The 19,910-nt window shown below is 42.7% G+C and carries 23 protein-coding genes and 2 riboswitches; of the genes, 11 read left to right on the forward strand and 12 right to left on the reverse strand.

The features are described from left to right. Positions 1 to 167: 167 nt before the first annotated feature. From glnL to ACNQO6_RS08100, 5 genes are all read left to right on the forward strand, one after another. Entirely contained in the window at positions 168 to 1,277 is a 1,110-nt protein-coding gene (glnL, locus tag ACNQO6_RS08080; RefSeq protein ID WP_440208621.1) for a nitrogen regulation protein NR(II), read from the forward strand. Further along, positions 1,264 to 2,757 (forward strand): nitrogen regulation protein NR(I), encoded by a 1,494-nt coding sequence (gene glnG, locus ACNQO6_RS08085; protein ID WP_440208622.1) that lies wholly within the window; start codon positions 1,264 to 1,266, stop codon positions 2,755 to 2,757. The genes glnL and glnG overlap by 14 nt, the downstream gene beginning before the upstream one ends. A gap of 138 nt (positions 2,758 to 2,895) precedes the next feature. Continuing rightward, the gene (locus ACNQO6_RS08090) at positions 2,896 to 3,537 is read left to right on the forward strand and encodes a TetR/AcrR family transcriptional regulator (protein WP_440208623.1); all 642 of its coding nucleotides are present in this window, start codon (positions 2,896 to 2,898) and stop codon (positions 3,535 to 3,537) included. A gap of 112 nt (positions 3,538 to 3,649) precedes the next feature. Then, entirely contained in the window at positions 3,650 to 4,570 is a 921-nt protein-coding gene (gene argF, locus ACNQO6_RS08095; protein WP_440208624.1) for an ornithine carbamoyltransferase, read from the forward strand. A 144-nt stretch (positions 4,571 to 4,714) separates the two neighbouring features. Continuing rightward, positions 4,715 to 5,239 carry a protein tyrosine phosphatase family protein gene (locus ACNQO6_RS08100; RefSeq protein ID WP_343581171.1) on the forward strand — a complete coding sequence of 175 codons (525 nt, stop codon included), beginning with the start codon at positions 4,715 to 4,717 and terminating at the stop codon, positions 5,237 to 5,239. Here the strand turns inward: ACNQO6_RS08100 and ispF are convergent. Then, positions 5,227 to 5,718: a 2-C-methyl-D-erythritol 2,4-cyclodiphosphate synthase gene (ispF, locus tag ACNQO6_RS08105; RefSeq protein WP_440208625.1), complete on the reverse strand. Its 492-nt coding sequence runs from the start codon at positions 5,716 to 5,718 to the stop codon at positions 5,227 to 5,229. The genes ACNQO6_RS08100 and ispF overlap by 13 nt on opposite strands. Positions 5,719 to 5,815: 97 nt before the next feature. Between ispF and ACNQO6_RS08110 the strand changes: the two genes are divergently transcribed. Then, a complete protein-coding gene (locus ACNQO6_RS08110) occupies positions 5,816 to 6,463 on the forward strand; it encodes an A1S_1983 family putative colistin resistance protein (RefSeq protein ID WP_343580101.1) in 648 nt (215 codons plus the stop codon). A 49-nt stretch (positions 6,464 to 6,512) separates the two neighbouring features. On the opposite strand, the gene ACNQO6_RS08115 is transcribed toward ACNQO6_RS08110, so the two are convergent. The 4 genes from ACNQO6_RS08115 to ACNQO6_RS08130 all read right to left on the reverse strand — a co-directional run bounded on the left by ACNQO6_RS08115 (position 6,513) and on the right by ACNQO6_RS08130 (position 11,294). After that, positions 6,513 to 7,757, reverse strand: coding sequence for a D-amino acid dehydrogenase (locus ACNQO6_RS08115; protein ID WP_440208626.1), 1,245 nt, complete (start codon positions 7,755 to 7,757; stop codon positions 6,513 to 6,515). A 36-nt stretch (positions 7,758 to 7,793) separates the two neighbouring features. Next, positions 7,794 to 7,935: riboswitch (glycine riboswitch) on the reverse strand. A 1-nt stretch (position 7,936) separates the two neighbouring features. Further along, positions 7,937 to 8,026: riboswitch (glycine riboswitch) on the reverse strand. A 137-nt stretch (positions 8,027 to 8,163) separates the two neighbouring features. Next, the gene (locus tag ACNQO6_RS08120; protein WP_343580138.1) at positions 8,164 to 8,655 is read right to left on the reverse strand and encodes a hypothetical protein; all 492 of its coding nucleotides are present in this window, start codon (positions 8,653 to 8,655) and stop codon (positions 8,164 to 8,166) included. A 118-nt stretch (positions 8,656 to 8,773) separates the two neighbouring features. Then, positions 8,774 to 10,168: a class II fumarate hydratase gene (gene fumC, locus ACNQO6_RS08125; protein ID WP_440208627.1), complete on the reverse strand. Its 1,395-nt coding sequence runs from the start codon at positions 10,166 to 10,168 to the stop codon at positions 8,774 to 8,776. Between the two features lie 118 nt (positions 10,169 to 10,286). After that, complete coding sequence (locus ACNQO6_RS08130; protein WP_440208628.1) at positions 10,287 to 11,294, reverse strand: SDR family NAD(P)-dependent oxidoreductase; 1,008 nt, start codon at positions 11,292 to 11,294, stop codon at positions 10,287 to 10,289. A gap of 67 nt (positions 11,295 to 11,361) precedes the next feature. On the opposite strand from ACNQO6_RS08130, the gene tusD reads away from it, so the two are divergent. From tusD to ACNQO6_RS08150, 4 genes are read left to right on the forward strand one after another with little or no spacing between them, the layout of a single operon-like run. After that, positions 11,362 to 11,730, forward strand: a complete 369-nt coding sequence (tusD, locus tag ACNQO6_RS08135) for a sulfurtransferase complex subunit TusD (RefSeq protein ID WP_440208629.1) — start codon at positions 11,362 to 11,364, stop codon at positions 11,728 to 11,730. Positions 11,731 to 11,773: 43 nt separating this feature from the next. Continuing rightward, complete coding sequence (locus ACNQO6_RS08140; protein ID WP_440208630.1) at positions 11,774 to 12,124, forward strand: hypothetical protein; 351 nt, start codon at positions 11,774 to 11,776, stop codon at positions 12,122 to 12,124. Between the two features lie 11 nt (positions 12,125 to 12,135). Further along, positions 12,136 to 12,420, forward strand: a complete 285-nt coding sequence (locus ACNQO6_RS08145; protein ID WP_440208631.1) for a DsrH/TusB family sulfur metabolism protein — start codon at positions 12,136 to 12,138, stop codon at positions 12,418 to 12,420. 39 nt (positions 12,421 to 12,459) lie between these two features. Continuing rightward, positions 12,460 to 12,771, forward strand: a complete 312-nt coding sequence (locus tag ACNQO6_RS08150) for a TusE/DsrC/DsvC family sulfur relay protein (protein ID WP_005230193.1) — start codon at positions 12,460 to 12,462, stop codon at positions 12,769 to 12,771. Positions 12,772 to 12,775: 4 nt separating this feature from the next. On the opposite strand, the gene ACNQO6_RS08155 is transcribed toward ACNQO6_RS08150, so the two are convergent. Beyond that, on the reverse strand, positions 12,776 to 13,639 hold the full coding sequence (locus ACNQO6_RS08155; protein WP_440208632.1) for a DMT family transporter: 864 nt from the start codon (positions 13,637 to 13,639) through the stop codon (positions 12,776 to 12,778). Between the two features lie 122 nt (positions 13,640 to 13,761). Between ACNQO6_RS08155 and ACNQO6_RS08160 the strand changes: the two genes are divergently transcribed. Continuing rightward, the gene (locus ACNQO6_RS08160; protein WP_440208633.1) at positions 13,762 to 15,153 is read left to right on the forward strand and encodes a PLP-dependent aminotransferase family protein; all 1,392 of its coding nucleotides are present in this window, start codon (positions 13,762 to 13,764) and stop codon (positions 15,151 to 15,153) included. Here the strand turns inward: ACNQO6_RS08160 and ACNQO6_RS08165 are convergent, their stop codons facing one another. From ACNQO6_RS08165 to moaA, 6 genes are all read right to left on the reverse strand, one after another. Further along, positions 15,154 to 15,636, reverse strand: a complete 483-nt coding sequence (locus ACNQO6_RS08165; protein ID WP_009515465.1) for a winged helix-turn-helix transcriptional regulator — start codon at positions 15,634 to 15,636, stop codon at positions 15,154 to 15,156. A 180-nt stretch (positions 15,637 to 15,816) separates the two neighbouring features. Next, positions 15,817 to 17,046, reverse strand: coding sequence for a molybdopterin molybdotransferase MoeA (locus tag ACNQO6_RS08170; protein ID WP_440208634.1), 1,230 nt, complete (start codon positions 17,044 to 17,046; stop codon positions 15,817 to 15,819). Continuing rightward, complete coding sequence (gene moaCB / locus ACNQO6_RS08175; RefSeq protein ID WP_440208635.1) at positions 17,046 to 17,969, reverse strand: bifunctional molybdenum cofactor biosynthesis protein MoaC/MoaB; 924 nt, start codon at positions 17,967 to 17,969, stop codon at positions 17,046 to 17,048. The genes ACNQO6_RS08170 and moaCB overlap by 1 nt, the downstream gene beginning before the upstream one ends. 17 nt (positions 17,970 to 17,986) lie before the next feature. After that, complete coding sequence (locus tag ACNQO6_RS08180) at positions 17,987 to 18,502, reverse strand: molybdenum cofactor biosynthesis protein MoaE (protein WP_005230185.1); 516 nt, start codon at positions 18,500 to 18,502, stop codon at positions 17,987 to 17,989. A 2-nt stretch (positions 18,503 to 18,504) separates the two neighbouring features. Then, positions 18,505 to 18,756, reverse strand: coding sequence for a MoaD/ThiS family protein (locus ACNQO6_RS08185; RefSeq protein WP_440208636.1), 252 nt, complete (start codon positions 18,754 to 18,756; stop codon positions 18,505 to 18,507). Between the two features lie 24 nt (positions 18,757 to 18,780). Further along, positions 18,781 to 19,812, reverse strand: coding sequence for a GTP 3',8-cyclase MoaA (gene moaA, locus ACNQO6_RS08190; protein ID WP_440208637.1), 1,032 nt, complete (start codon positions 19,810 to 19,812; stop codon positions 18,781 to 18,783). Between the last annotated feature and the right edge of the window lie 98 nt (positions 19,813 to 19,910).

The following is a 19,910-nucleotide window of genomic DNA, read 5'->3' on the forward strand; positions in this document are numbered from 1 at the left end:
CATGTATGTGAAAAATACCGCATAAAAGCATTTTTCCGGCATTAAGTTATTGAAATCTCATTAATACAAAGTTGGCTTGTATTTTGCATAAAGTACATTTTAGAAGTTAATGGCTATTCATTAAAATTTATATTTATTGCGCCATTTTAAAACAGGATGATTCACAAATGGATCAACAGAACATTATCGACTATCGGCTCTTAGTAGATAATTTAAGCACTGCCATTTTACTGGTCGATAGTCAGCTTAATATTTTTTATTTAAATTCTGCTTGTGAAGCATTATTTGATATCAGTCTGCTGCGCGCATCAGGTCAACCTGTTCTTAACTTATTACATGCACACGACGATACATTCAACACACATGAAGCCTTATTAAACACTTTAGAAAGCGGCCAACACTACACCCGACGTGAAGCCGTCATCAATGTTAACTTTAAAGCGATTCATGTGGATTATACGGCTTCTCAGCTGAATGCAGGCAAAAGCTACCACCCGCTTTTATTGATTGAGCTAAACCCGATTGACCGCATGTTAAAGATTTCCAAAGAAGAAAATCTGGTGCAACAGCATCAAGTCGCTCGTCAACTGGTCCGTGGCGTGGCGCACGAAATCAAAAATCCGTTAGCGGGCATCCGTGGTGCAACCCAGTTACTGGCACGCAGTTTAAATGATGACCGTTACGGCGAATTTACTGACATTATTATTAGTGAAGTCGATCGTTTGACCAATCTGGCGGATACCATGCTCGGCTCACGTCAATTACCGAGCTATGAACATGTCAATGTACATGAACCACTGGAACGGGTTCGCTCGCTGATTGCCAACCAGACTAAAAAGAAAATCAAGATTACCCGGGATTATGACCTGTCTTTGCCCGATGTGATGGCAGATCGTGATCAACTGATTCAGGTCATGCTCAACATCAGTGTCAATGCCGTACAAGCCATGACTGAAAATAAAGACTTTTTTATCGACTCAGAACCGGAACTGGTGCTGAGAACCCGCATCCAGCGCCTTGTCACCATTAATGGTGTACTCAATCGCTCAACCGTACGTATTGATATTGAGGACAATGGCCCTGGCGTTCCAGAAAGCATTCTGGAATCAGTTTTCTATCCATTAGTAACAGGGCGTGCTAAAGGGACAGGACTCGGACTCAGTATTGCTCAAAATATTATGCATCAACACAACGGAATGATTGAATGTCAATCAGTCCCTGGAAAAACAGTTTTCAGCTTATATCTACCTTGGGAGTTAAACCATGTCACGAAATAAAATTTGGGTAATAGATGACGATCGTGCCATGCGTTGGGTACTGGAGAAAACCTTTAAAGAAGAAGGTTTCGATGTCACCAACTTTGAAGAAGCCCAAACTGCACTTGAACGCTTGCATGACGATGCACCAGATGTGATTTTGACCGATATTCGTATGCCAGGGATTGATGGTCTAACCTTCTTATCGAAGGTTAAAAATACTCACCCTGACCTACCTGTCATTATCATGACTGCACACTCAGATCTAGAGTCTGCTGTCTCAAGTTACCAAACTGGTGCATTTGAATACTTACCCAAGCCTTTTGATATTGATGAAGCATTGGCGCTGGTTAATCGTGCCATTTTGCACATTAATAAATTACAGCAACAAGAAGCCACCAAAGCCGCTTCACCATTGCAGTCGACCGAAATCATCGGTGAATCGCCGGCCATGCAGGAAGTGTTCCGCGCCATTGGTCGCTTGTCGCAATCACATATTACAGTCCTAATTAATGGTGAATCCGGTACGGGTAAAGAATTGGTGGCGCATGCCTTACACAAGCACTCACCGCGTCGTGCCAAACCCTTTATTGCGCTGAATATGGCGGCAATTCCCAAAGACCTGATCGAAACCGAATTATTCGGCCATGAAAAAGGCGCCTTTACAGGTGCTAACACACAACATCAAGGTCGTTTTGAACAAGCCAATGGTGGTACCTTATTCCTGGACGAAATCGGCGACATGCCATTTGAAACCCAGACACGTTTACTTCGTGTTTTGGCAGATGGTGAGTTCTATCGTGTCGGCGGACATATTCCGGTTAAGGTAGATGTACGTATCGTTGCGGCAACCCATCAAGATCTTGAGAAACTGGTCAATGAAGGCCGTTTCCGTGAAGATCTTTACCACCGTCTGAATGTGATTCGCATTCACATTCCAAAACTGTCGCACCGTAGCGAAGACATTCCGATGCTGGCGCAGCATTTCTTGGCACGTGCAGGCAAAGAACTTGGCGTCAGCCCAAAAATCTTGCGCACTGAAACCACGGACTATATGCAGCAACTGCCTTGGCCTGGAAATGTACGTCAATTAGAGAATACCTGTCGCTGGTTAACCGTCATGATTACAGGGCGTGAAGTTTATCCTGAAGACCTGCCAGCAGAACTTAAGCAAGCCTCTGTCCATAAAATCAGTGATGCTCAAGCGGCACCAAGTACTAGCCCTGCACTCGTTGAACGTATCGCAGTTCATCATTGGGATGAATTATTAGGTCAATGGGCCATCCAGAAACTTAAAAATGGCGAAATGAAAATTCTTGATATTGCCACACCCATGTTTGAACGCACGCTAATTAATGCAGCACTCCAGCAGACCCGTGGTCGTAAACGCCACGCAGCAGAGCTATTGGGCTGGGGACGCAACACCCTGACCCGAAAACTCAAAGAGCTGGGGATGGACTCTGCGGATGACGACGAAGAAGAAGAAAGCCGTTCCGCTTAAACATCGAAAAAGCGAGTCTAAAATGACTCGCTTTTTTTAATCATTTGAGATCTTTTGAAACACTCCAAAACTTCATAGCCATACAAGCGATATGGTTTTTGCTATACTAAGGACAACCCGATTACCCCAAAGTAGATAATGACTGATATTTGCTATCCAAGTTGCGCTAAACCTCAAACTCGTCGTGGAGAAGAACGTCGTCTTGCCCTGTTATTATGTGCAACCGATTTATTTCTTGAGAAAGGTTATGAAGCAGTGTCTCTGGATGATATTGTCAATCATGCGGGGGGGTCCAAAACCTCGATTTATAAATATTTTGGCAATAAAGAAGGTTTATTCACTGCGATTTGTGATTATCGTCGGGAAGTTTTCTTTCAAGGGGTTTGCCTGCCTTACGTCCCAGAAAAAACAGACCTGAGAACCTATCTCACCCAGACTTTATACCGTTTTTATCAACATATTGTTCAACCTGAAAACATCGCTTTTATGCGTATGTTTACCGAACAATCACAGAAAGATACCCAGCTTGCCCATTATTTCTATAACCAATGTGCATTAAACATTCAGAATACGATTGCCTATGCGCTTGAGTATGCCCATACACACGATGAAATTTTCTGTGCTCAACCTAAATTTTCTGCAATGATGTATTTTGGCATACTCAGAGATGTCGAATGGCGAAATTTAATGGGACTGGATGTCCCAGAAAATGACATCGAAATCATTGATTATATTGATTATTCTGTAGACCTGTTTTTAAAGGCTCATCAAAAGGTCTAATTCTTTTGCATTTTCTTGAACCTATAGTATAGTAGTCAATTCTTTTTTATCCACCACTCGTCAAACAACAATTAATTATTGATTTTTCTCAATAATTATTGTGGGAGTAGCTATGGCGCTTCGGCATTTCCTAACTTTACGTGACCTATCCACATCAGAACTGCAACGCATTTTAGATCGTGCACAAGAACTTAAACGCATGCAACATAGCCATACGGTATACCAGCCGTTTGCAGGTAAAGTTTTAGGAATGATTTTTGAGAAATCGAGTACACGTACCCGTATTTCTTTTGAGGCGGGCATTTGCCAATTCGGTGGTAGTGCGATCTTTCTTTCTCCACGTGATACACAATTAGGACGTGGTGAGCCAATTGAAGACTCAGCTCGTGTCATTTCCAGCATGCTGGATATTGTGATGATCCGTACTTTCGGTCATGACATCGTAGAACGTTTTGCATCTTATTCAAAAGTTCCTGTCATCAATGGTCTGACCGATGATCATCACCCTTGCCAGTTACTCGCCGACTTGCAGACTTTTCAGGAACACCGCGGTAGCATCGAAGGCAAAACCGTTGCCTGGATTGGTGACGGCAACAATATGTGTAACTCTTATATTGAAGCTGCACATCTGATGGGTTTTAAACTTAAAATTGCTTCGCCTGAAGGCTATGAGCCAAAACCTGAATTTTTAGCTGAATTTGCAGACTGTGTTGAAGTTTACAACAAAGCTGAAGATGCAGCAGTCAATGCCGACCTGATCGTGACCGATGTTTGGGCAAGTATGGGGCAGGAAGAAGAACAAAAGTTACGTGAAAAAGCTTTCGCAGATTTTCAGGTCAATGAAAAACTGATGGACCTAGCACATCCTGACTGCCTGTTTATGCATTGCTTACCAGCGCATCGTGGTGAAGAAATTTCAGAAAACATGCTGGACCATAAAAATGCTGTGGTTTGGGATGAAGCCGAAAACCGCTTACATGCTCAAAAAGCATTGATGGAATTCTTACTCAATGAGAATCTCAAGCAAGATTAAGTGACAAAAAGACAGCATCATTTGATGCTGTTTTTATTTGTGTATTTCAAATTGAACCCTGAAATAAAAACACTTATAGTAAGTGAAGACTTCAGAATAGGTTTCTCATGATATGAGAACCTCACTCAACACACAGCGGACGTCATGACTTCACTTGAACAAGCATTATCTCAAATACCGAATTTTTCTTTGGTACACGAGCATCTGTTTAGCTCGGCCCAACCATCGGCTGAACAACTTCAACAGATTAAAGAATATGGTTGCAGTACGGTCATTAACCTTGCAACCAGCAAATCAGAGAATTACTTGGCCCAACAAGATCAGATCTGTCTGGATTTAGGCCTGAACTATATTCACATTCCCATTGACTGGGATGTCCCTTGCTCCGAGCAATGCTTGTTAATTCTTGACCTGATTGATCATCTGGTTCAAAACGAGATCGTTTGGCTGCATTGCGCTAAAAATATGCGTGTCAGTAGCTTAATGTATTTATATCGCCAATTTTATATGAATATGGATCTGCCAACTGCACAAGAGTTACTTCACCAAATCTGGGAACCGAATGAGACATGGACTGGACTCATTCATAGTATTACTTTACAACTACAAGGCCGTAAAGCAACACAAGAATTAGAACAGTCACTCATCAACAGTAATCATTTTGCCTGATGTGAAACCAATACGGTTGCCGTTGCCAGGATGCCTTCCTGACGGCCTGTAAACCCAAGTTTCTCTGTGGTTGTGGCTTTAATGCTAATTTGAGTCACATCCACATCTAATACATCCGCAATACTTTGACGCATTTCCAAATTATGCTTTGCCAGTTTTGGACGTTCGCAGGCTACTGTAATATCTGCATTATTGAGATGATAACCACGATCTAAAATCAACTGATATACATGTTTCAGCAACAGACGACTGTCTGCACCTTTATATTCTGGATCTGTATCTGGAAAATGCTGTCCAATATCACCGAGCGCCAAGGCACCCAGTAATGCATCACTCAGCGCATGTAATACCACATCCCCGTCTGAATGCGCTTTTAAACCATGCGTATGCGGAATTTTAATCCCCGCCAAAGTAACAAATTCACCGTCTTCAAATGCATGTACATCTATCCCTTGTCCAATACGGATTTGAGCAACCATATGATTTTCCTTTTACAATTACCGAACTAATCTTGTATTTAGGCTTTCTATTTCGCTATAGTACGTTGAGCAAATTAGACTGAAAGTATAAGTGATTATGCTGTTTAACACTGTAAGAAATCAATTAAAGAAATCTGGTTATATCATCACATTGGGTTGTTTTTGCTCAACATTTGTCTATGCAGAATCGATTGACTGCAACAGCCCTGCTTTGCAAGCACAAAAAATATGCACCAAGCAATACAAAGAACAGCGCCAAAAGCTGAATAGCAAATTTTTAACGGCATATCTGGTGACGGATGCACCTTTGCAATTATTACACGATACACAAACACAGTGGCTTAACCAGGTTCAGCAATGTAAAACCAACACCTGTTTTCAACAGCAATTTGAAGCACGTCTGGACGACCTGAACTTTTACACGTCGATGAACCAGACCTTGACCCAACATTATTTAAAATATGAACATGGCAAAATTGCCTCTCAACCTATTCATTTGCAAATCCATCAACTCGATAAAGACAAGTTAAAAATTGAAGGGATTGCTTACCGCAATCCGAATAACCGACCAGAAACTCAAACCTTAACATTACTTGCTTATAGCACAACAGAACAACGTAACCAGATCACCGATAATGAAAAAAAGTGCCAATATCAGTTTGATTTTCAAAAAGCATTACTGGTGATTAAATCTGCACAAAAAGGATGCGAACGTTTTACCGGGATTTACCGCCTCTACGATTAAGATTTCAATTAAAAAAAAAAGCCGATGTGATGACATCGGCTTTTTAGTTTCAGCTTGGGAATTTTTGTGCAATTTCCTGACTGATTAGCACAGCCGTTGCAGCAGATAAGGTCCAGCCTAAATGCCCATGTCCTGTATTATAAAATACACGTGGTTGTTTACCTTGTTTAACCACAGGCAACATATTCGGCATCATTGGACGTAATCCTGCCCATGGCACAACATGTTCAGTCGAAATATCAAAATTCTGGTTGACCCAGTTAATCAGCGGTTGAATACGGTCAGCACGAATATCGCGATTATAACCATTAAACTCAGCTGTTCCCGCAACCCGTAAGCGATCTGCACCTAAGCGTGAGGTGACAATTTTTGCACTTTCATCGAGTAAGCTGACCCACGGTGCATTATTGACACTGCGCTCATCTTTAAGCTGCACTGTAATCGAGTAACCCTTTACCGGATAGACATTCACACTATCGCCCAACATATCTGCCAATTGATAACTGCCGACTCCGCCACAGACCAGTACCACATCTGCAATAATTTCGGTAATACCATCTGCCGTTGGATTTACATTTTCTGAACTGTTCTTGCAGTGAACAATTGCCTTATCTTGATTGAATTGAATATCAACTACATCCAGACCAAAACAATACTTTGCTCCATATTGTTGAGTTCTTTCTGCCAGTCCCACGGAATATTTATGAATATCCCCTGTTGCATCCCCCGCCGTATAATAACCGCCAAAATACTCACCCGTTAAAGTCGGTTCAATCGCTTTCATTTCCTCTGGGGTAATTGCATTACGCTCCAGTTTTCCCTCAACCAGCACATCATTCACCTTCTTGGCAATCTCATAATCTTCTCTGGTGTGATACATATGCAAAATGCCACGTTTTTCCAGATCAAAAGACAGACTTTCTTTTTCAGCCACTTCAAATAGACGTTGTCGGGCCAACAATGCTAAACGCACGGTTTCAATGGTATTGGCTTTATAATTTTTGATATGGGTTAAAAATTCAATCAACCAGCGATATTTATGGGCACTAAAGGATGGGTTGAGCAACAAGGGGGCATCTTTTTTACTCATCCATTTAATGCCTTTCAGCACTGTGGCTTTCTGGTTCCAGACTTCTGCATTACAGGCTGACAATTGCCCACCATTGGCAAATGAAGTTTCCATAGCCGGAAAAAGATGGCGATCGATCACCGTCACTTCATAGCCGAGTTTAATTAATTCATAAGCAGACGTTACACCCGTAATCCCCGCACCAATCACAACAACATGTGGCATAGCAAACTCCTTGAAATGCATAACATTCCATAATGCTTAGCCCCATCTGTCATGGTACCTGAGAGTTTCGGCAGATGATTACCAATTAATCATGCAGCCTTCCCCTTCGGTGAGTGTTTATCGTAGAAGAAATTAGTCCTATGTTCCTACAAATTGAGCACTGCTCTCCAGATTTTATGTCTATTATTACAGTCCTTCTGCCTGAGAGTTTCCGGGGTCGTTGCTCCTTCGGCGAGTTCATTGAAGAACTTCTCTCCCGCAATAATATTTATATCCTTATAAGCAATATATATGCCGTTCCAAAATACGCACACAAAAATCTTGTAAATGTTTGTAGATCAAGATTTATACGTCTACATTTATTCATCGAGTATAAAAAAGCAGACCCGAAGTCTGCTTTTAAATCTTAGAATTTACATTGCAAAATTTGCTCGGAGAATTGACCCTTCCAAAGTTCGCGCAATCTAGGTAAATAGAATTTTTCACCGATCATGACCAGTTCAGCATCAATCAAGGCATGAATCTCATGCATTAGCACATAATCCAAGGCAACCAAAGATAATTGAGGTTGTGTCTGGGCAATCTGCTTCCGCTTAACTTGTGCTTTTTTCACCAGCTCATTGGCAAAATTCTTATCTTTATAGGTGGTAATTGCACTTAGACGAAGCTCAATCACACCCCAACCTTCCAATAACTTTTTAAACACGTCAAAATCTTTTGAAGTTGCTTCCCAGGTTACGTTTTCCAGATTATTGTCTTCTGGCAATACAGGTAACAGCAAATCAGCTGTACTTGGGAAAATTTTCTTTAAATTCAACAGAAACTTAACAGGATTTTCATTGGGTAAATCAGAAAACTGGATGTTGGTTTTAGTATCCGTTAAATAAATATTGAGCATAATGAAGCAACAGTCAGATAAATCAAAAGTATATTGTACGCAGTTCACTTTATAAAAACTACTCATAAAAAATCCTTCCACGAGCAGAAGGATTTTTTATCTTAGTAATTGAAGATTTTTATTTACTATTTGGAGAAACCATATTTTCAGGCTTCACCACTTCATCAAATTGTTCTGCAGTAACCAAACCCAGCTCCACAGCGACCTGTTTCAAGGTTTTATTTTCCTTGTAAGCGGTTTTCGCCACTTTGGCAGAATTTTCATAACCGATCACAGGATTGAGTGCAGTGACCAACATCAATGAATTATGTAAGAAATGATCAATCTTGTCACGATTCGGTTCAATCCCCACTGCACAATGGTCATTAAAGCTATTACATGCATCGCCCAGTAACTGAATCGATTGCAATAAATTATAGGCAATCACGGGCATAAATACATTCAGCTCGAAGTTCCCGGATGCACCCGCAACGTTAATGGTGGTGTCATTGCCTAGAACTTGAGCAACCACCATGGTCATGGCTTCACTCTGGGTGGGATTGACTTTACCCGGCATGATACTCGAGCCCGGTTCGTTCTCAGGTATACGGATTTCACCAAAACCACAACGTGGCCCACTCGCTAACCAGCGAATATCATTGGCAATTTTATTCAAACTTGCAGCCAAGGTTTTCAATGCACCCGAAGCAAATACCGCTGCATCACGACCAGCCAAAGCTTCAAACTTGTTTGGCGCGGTCACAAATGGCAGCCCCGTCAAGATGGCCAATTGTTCTGCTGCTTTTACCGCATAATCTGGATGGGCATTTAAACCGGTTCCAACTGCGGTCCCCCCTAAAGGCAACTCGTACAGTCCAGCCAATGCCTGTTGCAAACGTTTTAAACCATGTTCCAGTTGCGATACATAGCCACTAAATTCTTGTCCCAAAGTTAAAGGGGTTGCGTCTTGTAAATGCGTACGACCGATTTTGACAATGTCATCAAATTCTTCTGATTTGCGCTGTAAGGTCTGTTTCAACTTTTCAACCGCAGGAATCAGGAGTTCATTGATTTGCAGACTGGCAGCAACATGAATCGCGGTCGGAAAAGAGTCATTGGTTGATTGCGCACGATTGACATGATCATTTGGATGGACGGGGTTTTGTGCACCCAAAGCCTGCCCTAATTTCTGGTTGGCAATATTGGCAATCACTTCATTGCAGTTCATATTACTTTGCGTACCCGAACCGGTTTGCCAGACCACCAGCGGGAATTGTGAATCCCACTGCCCAGTAATCACTTCTTCAGCAGCACCGACAATATATTGGCTTAAATCTTCAGGAAGTTGTTTTAATTCAGCATTGGTGATCGCGGCCGCTTTTTTGACTAGGCCCATCGCACGAATCATCGGACGTGGCAAACGCTCCTGACCGATCTTAAAGTTCTGTAAACTTCTTTGCGTTTGCGCACCCCATAAAGCTTCGTTCGGAACCTCGATTTCACCCATGGTGTCGTGTTCAATTCGCATTTGCATAAACAACCTCTGCTCTATCTGGTTAAAATTATCACGGGCTGAAGCAAAGTAATGCTTTGGCTGGTTAGGTTAGACTATCCTAATCAAACCAGCCAAACATGTAAATAAGAATCATTATCTAATTGCCTTTCAAGGTATTTAGATAAAAACGCCATTCATCCTCAATCATTTGCGCTAAAGGCCGTTTCGGTGTCCAGTTTAAAATACGCTGGGCTTTCTCTATATTGGCCCCCAGTTGAGCTAATTCATCATGTTGATAGATTGCAGGCTGCACACGCACCTCAGCTTGAGTGACCTTGGAAATTTCGTCCAGCAAACGTTGAATTGATGTCAGATGCGAATGTGCAATATTGAATGATTCCAGACATCCAGACTGAGTTTTTAACCAATTCAAGGTCATTAAAATTGCATCACACGCATCCAGAACATGTAAGAAGCTACGTTCAACGGTGCCATCTTGCGTTTGAGCCTGATTTTGCAGTTCAATACAATCACGTTGCAAAGCAGCGACTTGCAGCGCTAAAGGTACAATATTTTTAGGTAATTGGGTGACATACTCCCCCAGAACACCGTGCTCGAATGCACCCACGATATTAGATAAACGTAGATTGACGATTTTCCATTCATGGTCGACCTTATAGGTATCTGCAATAATATCTTCGACCATTTGCTGTGAGCGGATATAAGGATTGGCAGAGTTATGATTAAATGCTGTTTCTTCTGAAAGTGCTGGATCAGACTGACCATAGACGGCCAGACTGGAGAGGTTGATGAGCTGCCTAACGCCCATCCGTTGCATTGCACGTAATAAGCTCATGATACTACTAACATTATCATTATAGTATTCGAGTGGTTTTAATGTAGATTCTTCCAGTGATTTAAAGCTTGCCGTATGAATGACGGTATCAATTGAATATTGTTCAAATACTTTATTTAATGCAGGCGTATTACGTACATCCAGTTTCGCAAAAGGAATATACATGCCTGAAATATACTCCAGACGTTCCAGAGTTTGTAAAGTTGAGTTAGCCAGGTTATCAACAATGACAATCTCTTGCCCATGAGCCAATAAACTCAAGGCAATATGTGAACCGATAAAGCCTAAACCACCTGTCACCAAAATCATTGTATACTTACCTTCTTTTTAATCTGTCCATCATCATTTTGCCTACTATGACCATAGTGAATGTTCAATGAGTACACTACTGTTAATTACTTCTCCGCCTACGTCTGTGATTGCATGGCATGCATTCGGTCTAGCACAAGCATTACAAAACAAGCATGAAGATATTCGTGTTTTCTTTTACCAAGACGGTGTTCACGTTGCGAACGATTTACAGTGGTTTCCTGATGATCAACGCAACCTGAAACAGGAATGGCAAAAGCTGGGCATTCGACTCCCTGTCTGTGTCAGTGCTGCCCTTGCTCGGGGAATCACTGATGCAAGCAATGCACAGCGTCATTCACTTCAACATCACAACTTGGCACAAGGTTTTGAGCTGGTTGGGCTTGGAGAGCTTGCTGATGCAGTGCAAAGCTGTTCTCGTTTAATTCAATTTTAATTTAAGTTCTTTAATAGAGTGTTGCTTTAAAAAGGTAAATTGTGTGAAATCTGTACTTGTCATCCTAACGCAGCCTAATTTAACGAATTTGCAGATCAATGAAAGTCTGTCTGCAACTATGGTTTTAGCAACCTTTGGTATTTCTGTCAAAGTATTATTAAGCGACGCTGGACTGAGTTTGTTGAACAATAAATTAGAATTTGACCAGTTCAAACATGCCTTTAAAATCGCAGCCAACATGGTCGACAGTTTTGAGTTCTATGATCTGACCCCAATTTTAGTTGAAATTAAAAATCAACAACTTAGCATTGTAAAAAACACCGATCAGGAAATTGAATTTATCAATATAAGCCCTGAATTCATTCGCTCATTTGATCATGTCTTGTATTGGTAAGGACTTTCCCAGTGAAAAATAGTACGTTATTTTTAATCCAATCACCCTCAAACAACCGCGATAAAATCTGGAACCAGTTAGCACAAATGGCACAATCTGATGACCATATCGTGATTATGGGTGATACCACCTGGGCTATTCCAGCGACAGTTTTTAGTTGCCATGCTCATCTCTACTGTCTGGAAAATGAACTGGGCCTGTTGAGTAATGAGAATAGCGAACATATTAAAGTGATTGATTACGCAGCATTTGCAGATTTAGTTTTACAATTTAAACGCTGTATCACGTTAAAATGATCTTTCATAGGATTTATTTAAATTTTACTTAGGCTATTTATGCAATTAGAGTTAGATCAAGACGGTCATCTGGTCGATTACACCATCTGGAACCCTGAGGTGGCTCAGGAACTGGCGAAAACACTGGATTTAGAACTGACCGACTGGCATTTTGAGGTACTGCATGCAGTACGGCAGTTTTATCAGCAATTTGGCCATTCACCAGCGACCCGCCCATTGATTAAGTTTTTAATGAAGACGGTTGGTCCCGAGATTAATAATGCCGAGTTACAGCAACGATTTAATACCGGTCTGGTCGCTCGCCATTTAAGTCGTTTAGCGGGCGTGCCCAAACCGGCAAACTGTCTATAACACTTCAAGCAAATTTCTTGGCACAGGCTACACATACAATCACTGCAACCGTAACCGCAAACATGGCGATACTGACCTGTTCATGCAGCAGTACTGCGGCAATGACCAGTCCTAATATGGGTTGTAGTAGTTGTAATTGCCCTACAGTGGCAATCCCCCCTTGCGCCAGACCTTTGTACCAGAAAAAGAAACCGATCAGCATACTGAATAATGAGACATAGGCTAAACCCAGCTTTGCAGGAACCGAGATCTGATCAAAACTCACTGGCATAGACAGATAAGAAAGCAAAAGCATCATAGGTAAGGTTAGAATCAGTGCCCAGCAAATCACTTGCCACCCTCCTAAATGTTTTGAAAGCTGCCCGCCTTCTGCATAGCCAAAGCCACAAAGCAATATCGCCAATAACATGAAAAGATCACCATAATTAAATGACCAGGTCCCCGTTTGGATCAACATAAAGCCAAAAACCAGCGCAGCGCCTAAAATCGCAAACAGCCAAAAGATAAGATTAGGTCGTTCACCACCGCGTAATACACCAAAAATTGCAGTCGCCAGCGGCAATAGTCCAACAAATACAATGGTATGGGCTGCACTGACATATTGAAGCGCTAAAGCAGTGAATAACGGAAATCCAATTACCACCCCCACGGCAACATAGCATAAGGGCAGCCAGTCCTTTTTCTCAGGTAATTTCTGTCGTGACAAGATAAGCAGAATCAAGCCCAGCAGTCCAGCAATCGCAGCCCTTGCCGCAGTTAAAAAAGTGGGGCTGAAATCCATGACTGCAACACGGGTGGCAGGTAAAGAACCTGCAAATATGACCACGCCAATGAATCCATTGATCCAGCCGCTGCTTAAAGACTTCATTTAAATTCTCCAGATCTATATGCAGAATTTAAACTGTGCTAAGGTAAATGCACCATACACACTACAGTACAATTTTAAATAACTGTACTGGTACAAAATCCAACACAGTCGGGCTCAAACTGATGAAAAGCACGAAAATTGATTCTGTGATACAGTATATTCATGAACAGATTAAAAATCGCTCCTTAGTGCCTGGCTCGCGTCTTCCTTCCGTTCGAGCATTGGCAAGCCTGTTAAGCCTGTCTGTTTCCACTATTGTCGAAGCCTATGAGCGATTAGCGGCACAAGGCCTGATCGAAGCGAAGACAGGCTCGGGTTTCTTTGTTGCAGGCCCCCTTGCGCCATTATCGATCTCGGAAATTCACCCTAAAATTGACCGCAATATTGACCCGCTTTGGATTTCCAGACAAGCACTGGAAGCAAAACAAGAAGTACTCAAACCAGGCTGTGGCTGGTTGCCCCATGACTGGATGCCGCATGAAAATATACGCAAAGCAATGCGCAAAGTCTCCAGAGCCCATTCACATATTCTGACCGATTATTCAACTCCTTTAGGGTTGGCACCGTTACGTGAATTGCTTTCCCGTAAGATTTTGGCCAAAGGGATTGAAGCCAGTCCCAATCAGATTTTATTGACAGATTCCGGCACCCAGGCCATTGATTTAATTTGCCGCTATTTCCTGAAATCCAATGATGTGGTACTGGTGGATGATCCTTGTTATTTTAATTTTCACGCCTTACTCAAAGTTCACCAGATTCAGATCATTGGCGTGCCTTATACGCAAACCGGACCTGATATTGAAGCATTCGCTCAGGCCATTCACAAACATAATCCCCGCTTATATATTACCAACTCAGGCATTCACAATCCGACTGGTGCCGTACTCACTGCATCCAAAGCCTATCAGGTGTTAAAACTGGTTGAGCAATCCAACCTGATTGTGATTGAAGATGATATTTTTGCAGATCTGGAGCTTCATACGGCGCCACGACTCGCAGCACTGGATGGTTTGTCTCGTGTCATTCATATTGGCAGTTTTTCTAAAACTTTATCTGGCGCAGTCCGCACAGGTTATATCGCAACCAAACCAGAGTGGATCGAGGATTTAACGGACATCAAGATCGCAACCAGCTTTGGCGGCAATAACCTTTGCGCAGAAATTTTATTTTCAGCTTTAACAGATGGTAGCTATCGTAAATATCTGGATGAACTCAAAATAGATCTGGCAAAAGCCATGGATTCAACCATCAAACAGTTAGAGAAACTGGGCATCAAGCCGTGGGTGAAACCTCAGGCAGGTCTATTTCTATGGTGTGAATTACCTAAATATCTGGATACAGCACGAATTGCTCAATATTGTCTGGAACAAGGTGTGATTCTGGCACCTGGCAATGCCTTTAGTCAAAGCCAGAAGTTTAAAAATTTTATTCGTTTTAATGTAGCGCAATGCCAGAACCCAAAAATTTTCGAGGTGCTATCGCATGCGATTCAGATAGCACATCAGCATGGTTGATTATGCACTTTTTTGTTTCTGTTCGATAAAAGCAAAATAGCCCGGACCAGCAGCCACCCGCACATCTTTAACATGGATCGGCTCATCGCATTCTGAACAGATCACTTTCGGGCTAATTTTCTTGCCACAGCTTTTATGCGTAAATTCAAGTGGCTTGCCCAGTCCCATATCCATCCATTTATCTGCCCATTGCACCATCGCCAGCAGGATCGGATACAGATCCAAACCTTTTTCGGTCAGTTGGTATTCAAAGCGTTCCTGTCGGTCGACATACGGTACCTTGATTAGAATCTCGTGCTCGACCAGACGTTTTAAACGTTCTGAAAGCACATGACGGGTTAAGCCCAGACTTCGTTGAAAGTCATCAAAACGGCGTACGCCCATAAATGCATTACGTAAGATGAGCATTGTCCAACGATCACCTAATACTGAAAGCGTCCGAGCCACTGAACATGGCTGATCGCCAATTTCTTCCCATTTCATTATTATCACCTAATCATTTTTTTAAAGTTTTTGCAGACATGGAATCTATGTCTTGAACCGTCATGTTTAGAAACTAAACAATATAAAATATACACTAAACCACCTGGTCCATCAGATGCAATATTGGCACTTGGCGAAAAGTGACAATATTCACAAATTTTAATCATTTCTGCTGAACCTTTAATTACGAATGAATACTCCGTTCATTTCCATTCCTGCTTCAGGCTGGATATGGGCAGGAATACGTACCAGACAGTTGGCCTGCATCAGATTACTCAGCATATGCGATTGCTGCTTGGCAAGGCTTTTCAGCTTGAGTTGACCTTGTTCAAAGTAGGCATACATTCTTAAGAATCGTTCACGTGCATCGGACTTTAAATCATGGGTCAGTATGCCACTAAACCAATCCAGAGAATTTGGTTGATCTTGTAAGGCATCGAATAGCACTTTGCCATACATCTGCATACACACATACACGGCTGCCGGATTGCCAGGCAAACCGAGTATATAACAGTGATGATTGGAAGCCGTATATTCAGCAAAAAATAAAGGCTTGCCTGGTTTTTGCTTGACCTTCCAGAACACCTGTTCAAAGCCTGCTTCAAAAGCACAAGGACGGACGAAATCATAGTCCCCCACAGAAACACCGCCTGTGGTAATAATCACATCATAATGAGGCTTGAGCTGTTCAAAGCATTGTGTCACCTGTTCTGCTTCATCTGCTATATGACGTATTTCTACCGCTAGCCCATAGTCTTGCAACCAGGCTTTTAACAGCGGACCATTGGCATCAAACACTTTGCCAGCCTGTAGATCCTCGGGGGTTTCAGCAACTTCATCACCGGTAATCACCACAGCAACTTTGGGCTGTTTAAATACTTCAAGTGTTTTCACGCCTGCCATACTTAAAGCGGCCAAAGCACCGATATTAATGCGTTGACCAGGCGCCGCCAGTTGTTGCCCACACTGCACTTCTTCTCCGGTAAAACGGATATCGGCCTGAGCCTTGATATGTTCAGTCAAACGGATCAGGTACTCGCTTTCAACATGTACAATTTCTTGCCGAGCCACATGAGTGGTTCCTTCCGGGATTTTCCCCCCAGTAAAAATACGAACGGCTTGTCCATCCCTAAGTTCTACATCAGACTCACTGCCCGCTTTAATTTCGCCAATCACCGAGAAAGTCGCATCTTGCAAGTTTTCACTTACACTATGGATTGCATAGCCATCCACTGCACTTTGTGAGAAGCTCGGTAAATTCACCTGAGAAGTGATCACTTGAGCCAGATAACGATTGAGACACTCGCCCAAAGGCAAGGTCTCAGTGGCTAAGATTTTGGTTTGAGCTTGAATCAGTGCGAATGCATCATCAATACTGATCAATCCTTTTTCAGCACCACATCCGGACATTATTCATAGCCCCCTGGATGTGGTAAGTCTCGGCAGACATCAAAAATATGTACCAATGCAGGTAAAATCGCAGCCATGGATTCACTGGCCCCGCCGCGACTGCCCGGCAAAGTCACCACCAATGAACGATCAATAAATCCTGCAACACCACGTGACATCGCCGCATAAGGCGTCCGTTTCTGTCCAAATGAACGTGCCGCTTCCATCAGGCCATCCAGTTTTCTTTCCAGCAGCGGCTCAAGCGTATCCACCGTAATATCTCGCTTGCCAATTCCTGTTCCACCAACCGTCATGATGCAGGCATAAGATTGAGTGAGTTCTAGCACCAGATCTTTTAACTGGTCAGCTTCATCAGGCAGAATTTGATAATGAATCGGATCAAAGCCCGCTTCGGTCAAAGTCTCGACCACAGATTTACCTGCTGTATCTGGTTTACGTCCCGCAGCCACGGTATCCGAAAGCACTATCACAGCCGCAGAAACAGGCTGACGCAAGGTGCGTTTAAAGTGGGATTTACCGCCCTTTTTCTTCAGCAATTTGCATTGATCCAGACACAGCTCTTCAGGTTCGCAATGCGGTTTCAGCATGTCATACAGGGTTAATCCAGCCAGACTGGCAGCCGTCAAAGCTTCCATCTCAACACCTGTCGGTCCGATGGTTTCAACTGTAGTTAAGATCACCACATGATCATCTTGCAGCTCATACTCCACATCAGCACGATAAATCGGTAAGGGATGACACAGCGGAATCAGCTCATCTGTGCGTTTTGCTGCCAGAATCCCCGCAATACGCGCAGTTCTTAAGGCATCGCCTTTTTCGGTATTTCCATCCCGAAGTAACTGAATACAATGGGCGGGTGCATGTAAAATTGCTTGTGCTTCTGCTACACGGTAACTTTCGGGTTTCATCCCAACATTTTTCATTTTAACTTCCTGAGACTTTATTCGTGTGTATGCGTATGTGTGCAATTTTCTGAATGATGAACATGTTGATGCCGCTCAGCCTGAGACGTTGATTCTGCCGTATCTTTGCGAATACAACAACCTTCCACATAGTGACTGGTGCCATCCATGAAAAACTCTTCTTTCCAGATCGGAACTTCATGTTTGACCCGTTCTACAGCTTCTTCGCAGGCCTGAAATGCTTCACGGCGATGGGCGGCATAGGCAATGGCAATAATTGCAGTTTCGCTGACCTCTAGATAACCGATACGATGCATCACCCGAACATAAGAAACCTGATATTTGTCTTTGACTTGCTGTTCGATTTCACGAATCATCTTTTCAGCAACGGGCGTATAGGAGGTGTATTTCAAGGCCTTGACCGCTTTACCCTCATGATGATTACGCACTGTGCCGATAAAGATATCAATCCCCCCACATTCAGGAAAGGATTGAATGGGATCAAAGCTGTCAAGGCTTAGCGCCTGATCCTGTACTCGGGCAAATTCACGCATATTTAGCCTCCTGCTACTGGCGACAACAGTACTAAAGTACACGATCTATTTAATGCGGTTTGACGCGTCACCATATCTTCTCCTATTGCGCAGGCACATTTTTCCATGGCCTGATCAGCCTCAGGATAGAGCTTTACTATTCGGGTCAATACATCTTTGACACTGTGATTTTCTGCAAACTCGAATGCTAGCGACTTGGGTAACAATCGTTCAATTGCACCAAAAGCTTCAATTTTAATCTCAATGGTTTGCATATTTACTCCAGATCACATGCGGGTTTAACCACCCAGCATATGCATACTGATTTTACGGGCGTTTTGCTGTTGTATGGCATGATATCCTTGGGCTTTATGCCAGATATAAGGCTTAAGCTGTTGTTCGAGTTGTAATAACGCAAGCTGCTTTAACTCATTATTCTGTTGAAGTATATCCTGTAAATAAGGCTTAATATTTAAGCCCTGTTGAGCAAATAGACAGTTATACAGTTCACCTTGAGCCGTTAAACGGATTCGATCGCAGTCGCCACAAAATGAATGGCTAATGGTCGAAATAATACCAAGTGGATAATCGCCATCGAGTTGATAGATCCGCGCAGGCTCATGCTGCTGTGGTAAAAGCTGAACATCATAATGTGACTGGAGTTGCGCTAAAATTTCCGCTTCAGTGACCACCGCATCATTCGTCCAGTGCCGATCACCATCCAGTGGCATAAACTCGATAAAGCGCAATGGAATGTTCTGTTGCTTTGCCCACTGTACCATCGGCAAAATCTGGTCATCATTTTGACCTTTCATTAGCACACAATTGAGTTTAAATGGCAGCCCAACCTTTCTTGCGGCCTCTATACCATCGAGTACGGGCGCCAGTTCCTTTTTGGTCAGTTGCTTGAACTGGGCCGGATTCAGGCTATCCAGACTGATATTAAGATCATCTAAACCCGCCTGTTTCAAAGCTTGTGCGTACTTCGCCAGATAATGGGCATTGGTGGTGATTGAAATCCGTTTTAAGCCGAACGCTCTTAGCCGTTGTAAATCAGCAATAAAATGCACCACGCTCTGACGCATTAACGGCTCGCCACCCGTGATACGAATATTCTCGATCCCTTGCCCGACCATATATTGGCAAAAGGCGAATAAGGCTTCGAAACTGAGCAAATCCTGTTTTTTCATCCATTCAGGATGCTCAGGCATACAATAAATGCACTTGAAATTGCAGCGATCGGTCACGGAAATCCGTAACTTACGCTTAATACGACCATACTGGTCCTGAAGAACCGGTAAAGTCGTTTCAAGTTTTTCATGCTTCATCATACGCACTCATTTGTAGATCTTTTAACTGGCCCAGCACAAGTTCTGTGCAGGCTTGTTGATGTATTGAATCAAAGTATTTTTTATTACAGCAATAATTA

It is taken from the genome of Acinetobacter calcoaceticus (assembly GCF_051947995.1).
In the GTDB taxonomy this organism is placed as follows: Bacteria; Pseudomonadota; Gammaproteobacteria; order Pseudomonadales; family Moraxellaceae; genus Acinetobacter.